At 64.8% G+C, this 6,078-nt stretch carries 1 protein-coding gene and 1 tRNA gene; both read left to right on the plus strand.

The genetic code is table 11. The features are described 5' to 3' along the window. The first annotated feature begins 162 nt into the window (after positions 1–162). Positions 163–236, plus strand: a tRNA-Cys gene (locus E4O92_RS14715). A gap of 306 nt (positions 237–542) precedes the next feature. Beyond that, the coding region (locus E4O92_RS14720) for a hypothetical protein (RefSeq protein WP_135190492.1) at positions 543–6,078 on the plus strand (5,536 nt) is incomplete at its 3' end.

The raw sequence follows: 6,078 nt of genomic DNA on the forward strand, positions 1-6,078 counted from the left end.
CTCAGTTGGTAGAGCGCAACCTTGCCAAGGTTGAGGTCGAGGGTTCGAGACCCTTTTCCCGCTCCAGAATGCTTAAAAGGGGAGGCTGTCCTCTTTTTTATTGATGTAGGATGATTGACTCGACACAAACTTGGCCATCAATCCTGCACTAAGATTTCCTCTGGCGAGGTAGCAAAGAGGTTATGCAGCGGCCTGCAAAGCCGTCTAGACGGGTTCGATTCCCGTCCTCGCCTCCAGATTCATCCGAAAACGGGCCCCTTTGACGGGGCCCGTTTGGTTTTGCGTTCGCCCCTTCACCTCGACCGGCGATGTACCGATCCTGCGGTAGCGACGCCACAAATCCATCTGGGCAAGAGCTTGTGGTTTTGTGCAATAAATCCCTTCCGGCCGGTGTGCTGATTTACCACACAAAACCCCTGTCAGCCCTGCCGTTGACAAAAATAAATTGAATTTATGGCAATTGAATAGAATTGCCAATTGTTCACGTACTAAGATGAAGTGGAAATTAGCTTAATTGCAGCATTCACCGTGGAGTGAGTGGCATGAAGCTTAAATTTTCCTTCGATGTGCTGGCCTTTTGCGCCAGCTTGTTAATTTGCACTCCTGCTTGGGCCGCAGCGGTCCCCGGCTGTGACCGCGTGATCAAGGCCGACGTCGTCGCGCTCGATCATGCCTTTCAGGTCAATCGGCTTGGCGCCACGCGCACTAACGGCGAAATCTATGCGCTGCGCAGTGACGTCGTATCCGTTGACCCCGACACCAGGGCCTTGAATCCGGGCCGCGTGACCCTGCGACCCGACAAACGTCCGCGTCCGATGGTACTGCGCGTGAACGCCGGCAGCTGTCTGGAAATCACTTTCACCAATCTGCTCGATCCGCGCCAGAAGGATCCGATGCAGCCGGTTACGCGCCATGCATCCATTCACGTCACGGGCATGCAGGTGGTGGATGTGATCGCCAGTGACGGCAACTGGGTCGGCCAGAATTCCACCGGACCGGCCGGACAGAAGAGCGGCATCGTCGCTCCCGGCAAGACCATCGTCTACCTGCTATATGCGCAGGAGGAGGGCAGCAGCCTGCTGTACAGCTCGGCAGCGCAGTACAACAACTTCGACCCCATGCAGGTGTCAACGGGGCTCTTCGGCGTGGTCAATGTGGAGCCGCGCGGCGCCGAGTGGTATCGCAGCCAGGTAACGCAGGACGATCTGCGCCTGGCCACGAGCGGCTTGCTGCCGGACGGCCATCCGCGCATCGATTACGATGCCGTCTATCCATCCGGCCATGCGCGTGCCGGTATGCCCATCCTGCGCATGCTGGATTCGCGCGGCAACATCGTCCATACCGACCTGACGGCCAACATCACTGGTCCGGGCCGCGGCAAGCTGCCGGGCGGGCCGGGCGCCAATCCCATGCTGCCGGAGCGAGACCTGCCGTTCCGCGAAGTGTCCGTGGTCTACCACGAGTCCCAGGATGTGGTGCAAGCCTTCCCGTACTTTATGAGCGCGGTCAACAGCCAGACGCCGCGCGTCGACGCCGGCGCCGACAGTTTCGCCATTAACTACGGCATCGGTGGCATCGCGCCGGAAGTGCTGGCCAATCGCATCGGCGTCGGCCCGGCTGCCGGCTGCCCCGAATGCAAATTCGAGGAATTCTTCCTCAGCTCGTGGGCGATCGGCGATCCGGCGCTGATCGTCGACGTGCCCGCCAATGCCGGCTGCAGCGTGGCCGAACTGCAGCGCTACACGCTGGCGCTGGAACAGGATCCTCTCCACTTCAATCCGGCCAATCCATGCCAGCCCAGGACCGGCAAGAAGGCCACCAAGGCTTTTTATCCGGACGACCCGTCCAATGTCTATCACGCTTACTTGGGTGACCACGTGCGCTTTCGCGTGCTGCATGCGGGCGCGGCCGTGCACCATCTGCACCACCACCATGCGCACCAATGGCTGCGCACGCCCAATAGCGATCAGAGTAACTATCTCGATTCCCAGGCGGTCGGCCCCGGCGGTTCGTTCACGGCCGAATTGGTGTTCGGCGGCGCGGGCAACCGCAACCTGACCACTGGCGATTCGATCTTCCATTGTCACTTCTATCCGCACTTCGCCGCCGGCATGTGGGCGCTGTACCGCGTGCACGACGTGTTTGAAGGCGGCACGGTGCTCGACGGCGCCGGCCGGCCGCAGAAGGGATCGCGCGCCTTGCCCGACGGCGAGATCGCCGCCGGCACGCCGATTCCGGCCGTGGTGCCACTGCCGCAGTACGCGATGGCGCCACTGCCGGCGAAGGTGCAGATTGTTGAGGGACAGGTCCAGGTCACGGGCGAAGGCCACCCCGGCTTCCCCTTCTTCGTGCCAGGTGTGGCCGGCCACCGCGCGCCGCATCCGCCGCTGGACTTCGCCGTCGACCCCGACACCAGGGAAGTGCTCGATGGCGGCCTGCCGCGCCACCTGATCGTCGGCGCCAAGATCGCCAACGAACAGCACACGGCGCTGGACTGGTCCAAGGATCTGCAGTCCATCGACGCGTTTCAGCTGCCGGAACAGGGCACGCGGGAGGAACGCAAGGCGATGGACTACTTCAGCCAGCCGCGCCACGCCAGCTATACGCCGGATGGCGTGGCCGCCCCATTCAAGGTCAATGGCTTGCCGCGCGGGCCCCAGCCCGGCGCGCCGTTTGCCGATCCGGCCGTGGTCGACGGCCGGGCGGTCGGCAATCCAGTGCGGCGCTACAAAGGCGTCAACCTGCAGCTCGATGCGGTGTTCAACAAGGCCGGCTGGCATTACCCGCAGCAGCGCATCATGTCGCTGTGGGGCGACGTCAAGGATTATGTGGAGGGGCGCAAGCCGCCGGAGCCGTTGTTCTTCAGGGCCGCCAACAACGACGTGGTCGAGTACTGGCACACCAATCTGGTGCCGGCCTATTATGAATTGGACGACTTCCAGGTGCGCACGCCCACCGACATCCTTGGCCAGCACATCCACCTGGTCAAGTTCGACGTGATGGCTTCCGACGGCGGCGCCAACGGCTACAACTACGAGGACGGCACCTTCAGCCCGGAAGAGGTGCGCGAGCGGATCGAAGGGATCAACGGTAACGGCGGGCTGCGGGACCTGACCGGGAAGAAGCGCATATTGCATCCGAAGGCGATCGCCGAACTGGGAGAAGGTCCGGCGCCCGGCAGCAAGGCCTGGGTGGGGGCGCAGGCCACGGTGCAGCGCTGGTGGCTGGACCCGTTGATGGCGAAGCCGTCGGCGGTGGGCCCCGACGACCGTACCTACATGACGGTGTTCACCCACGACCACTTTGGTCCGTCGACGCACCAGATGGCCGGCCTGTATGGCGGCCTGCTGATCGAACCGGCCGACACGCGCTGGACTTCGCCGGACGGCAAGACCGTGTACGGCCGCCGCGGCGACGGCGGACCGACCGGCTATGCTGCCAACATCCTGTTCAATGCGCCGCACAAGCAGGGCGATAACTACCGCGAGTTCGCGCTCGCCTGGGGCGACACCCAGCACGCCTACGACCAGCGCAGCCGCAGCAAGCCTGACTGCTACAGCTACAAGGCGCCGGATGGCAAGGTCGTCAAGCAAGGCAAGCCGCATTTCGATTGCGTCGATCCGGCGCCGGGCGCGGGTTATTTCGGCTGGGCCGATGCGCGCAGCGTACTGAACTGCCTGAACTGTCCGCCCCAGCCCGAGGAACAGAAGGCGCAGTCGCTGGTGAATAATTTGTACGGCAAGGCGCCATGTCCGCCGCAACCCCTGCTGGTGTCCGATTTCGGCGCCGGGATCATCTCGATGAATTACCGGGGCGAGCCGCTGCCGCTGCGCGTGAACAAGCAAGTCACCTCAATCAACCCGAACGCCGCGCCGGATGCGAACGATCTGGCCTCGGCGTTCCGCTCGATCGAGCGGCGCGATCCGGCCTTCTCGCGCCAGCCGGTGGGAGGCGCGTCCATTAACCCGGATTGCAGTGGCGCCGGCTGCCTCACCTTCCCACGGCAGCCGATCGCGCAGGACATGGGCGCCACCGATCCGTACACGCCGCTGCTGCATGGTGTCGAGGGCGACAAGGTGCAGATGCGCCTGCTGGTCGGGGCGCACACCTCGATGCACGATTTCACCATGCACGGTGTGAACTGGCTGGCCGAACCTTATGTGCCCGATTCCGGCTACCGGTCGACCCAGTTCATGGTGCTGTCCGAACATTACGAGATGCTGTTCACGCTGCCGCGCCTGAACAGCCGTGCCTCGACCGACTACCTGTACAACCCCAGCGCCTCGTACGAGGGCTTGGCCAATGGCGCCTGGGGCCTGCTGCGCGCCTGGCGTGCGGACCAGCGTCCCGCCAGCGTGGCCGCGATCACGCCGCCGGCCGCTGCTCGCGCACCGGCCTACGGGCCGCCACCAGGCATGAACAGCGATTGCGCGCGCCACTTGCCGTGTATCCGGGAATACGAAGTGCATGCGATGACGGTGCAGCAGGCAACCGGGGGCGCCTTGCGTTACAACCGCCGGGGCGTGAACCTGCTTGGCGGGCGCAGCGACACTGCGCATCCGCTGGAAGATCCGCTGGCGCTGGTATACGTGGCGGTGCCCAGGGGCCAGCGCCATGTGCCCCAGCCGCATGTCGAACCGTTGGTGCTGCGGGCGAATGCGGGCGACTGGATACACGTCACCCTGATCAACGATTTGCGCGGCAATGAGCCGGTCTTCGGCCATGAGGAGGCCGCCTCGCGCTTCGGCCTGACGTATGCGACGCCGTACGACAACATCAGGATCGCATCGTCGCCCCACGTCGGCCTGCACGCGCAGCTGCTGGCCTACGACACCAGCCATAGCGACGGCGCCAACATCGGCGCCAACCCGGTGCAGACCGCGCCGCCGCGGGGCAAGACCGAGTACTGGTGGTACGCCGGCAAGATCGATCCGGTCAGCGGCAAGGCTACTCCGGTCGAATTCGGTGCAGTCAACCTGCTCCCGGCCGATCCGCTGATGCAGGTGTATCGCGGCCTGTTCGGCGCGCTGGTGATTGAACCGGCCGGCGCGCGCTGGACTGCCGATCCGCAATCGCCGACATCAGCCACTGTCTGGCATGGCGACCAGGTGTTCCGCGAATTCGTCGTCATGTACCAGAACGACGCCAACATGCTCACCAATAACAACTCCTGGTGGCAGACCGGCAATCCGCTGGCCGGTTTCAATTACCGCTCCGAGCCGGCCTGGCTGCGCTTCGGGAAGCTGCTGGACGGCGCGCTGGGTGAGCACCGCCCACGCGATTGGACCAACCTGGGCCAGGACGACTTGCAGAACATTGCGGAGCTGGCCATGAACAACGTCGACGCAACGGCCACCACCGCCAACCAATTGGTCGGCGCAGACCCACAGACGCCTATCTTCCGTGCGCCGGCGCGCATGCCGGTGCGCTGGCGGTTGTTGATGCCAGGCGGTGATGGCGATAATCAGGTCACGTGGGAGCTGACCGGCCACCTGTGGCAGGAATCGCCATACCTCGAGCAATCGACTCGCATCGGCTATAACCCGCAGTCGGCCAGCGCCGGCACGCTGACCGGCTACGGCGCCACCAGCGCCTACGACATCGTGCTGGCCGATACGCGCGGGTCGACGCCGGCCGGCGGCCGCTTCGGCGTGCCGGGCGATTATCTGTACCGCGCCTGGACCGCAAACATGTTCCAGGGCGGCGCCTGGGGCATCTTCCGTGTGGCGCCATGGGCGAAGAAGGCGGACGGCGTACGCTTTCCGGACACGATCGGCATCGACGGCGTCACGCGCGCGGCCAGCGGCGTGACCGTCAGCGGCTTTGCCACCGCCTGTCCGGATACGGTCATCGATACCGGCGGCACGGTATGCCGGGCCGGCGACACGGTGCGGGCGGTGACGGTGAACCAGGAGAGCGTAGCGGTCACGAACGGCCGCTGGTCGCTGACCTTGCCGGCGTCCGTCACGGCGGTCGAGGTGCGTTCGGCGGCCGGCGGCAGCGCCACCTGGCAGGCAACCGAGGTGGCGCAGCGCCCCTTGCTGCGAGCGGCCTGGGCGCAGCCGCGCCGCCTCACCC

Origin of the sequence: Massilia horti, assembly GCF_004614195.1 — a bacterium.
GTDB lineage: Bacteria > Pseudomonadota > Gammaproteobacteria > Burkholderiales > Burkholderiaceae_D > Telluria > Telluria horti.